This window comes from Stenotrophomonas sp. INTA L402-1 (assembly GCF_059295135.1).
Genome location: NZ_JCAFWP010000240.1, coordinates 1 through 530 on the forward strand (window position 1 = coordinate 1; position 530 = coordinate 530).

Annotated in this window: 1 protein-coding gene; it reads left to right on the plus strand. The window is 52.6% G+C overall.

Going from position 1 to position 530, the window contains the following annotated elements; all coding sequences use genetic code 11:
* The coding region (locus tag AC5O77_RS22580; protein WP_494507271.1) for a hypothetical protein at window positions 1-385 on the plus strand (385 nt) is incomplete at its 5' end.
* Between the last annotated feature and the right edge of the window lie 145 nt (window positions 386-530).

Genomic DNA, 530 nt, shown 5'->3' on the forward strand with positions numbered 1-530 from the left:
CAACAGTTATGCCCTGACTGAAGTCGAACGCAACGCCAGCGAACTAACCCGCTGGGCAGGCAGAAAATGCCCGAGCGGTCGGGTTATGGGGCTGTCGAATAAAGGCTGGGTGCGTGGTGAACCGCAGGACGGTGGCTGGATCGGCTGGATGATCAAACCTCTGGGCCGCTGGTCATTAATCATGGAAATCGATGAAGGATTTGCAGTTGGTATGTCGCCAGCCGAACTCAGTGCCGAGCAACTCTTAAGCAAGCTGTGGCTATGGGAAGGCAAAGCGGAAAGCTATGGCTGGGGGAGTCATTCAACACAGGAAGCGCAGTTCTCCGTACTCGATGCCATCACCGCCAGCGAGCTAATAAACGATATTGAAGCCCTGTTTGAATAAGGAAAGAGCATGGACAAGGAATTACCGTGGCTGGCGGATAACGCCCAACTGGAACTGAAATATAAAAAAGGCAAAACACCACTCAGCCATCGCAACTGGCCAGGCGAACCGGTACCTGTTATCACTGAAAACCTCATCCAAACAC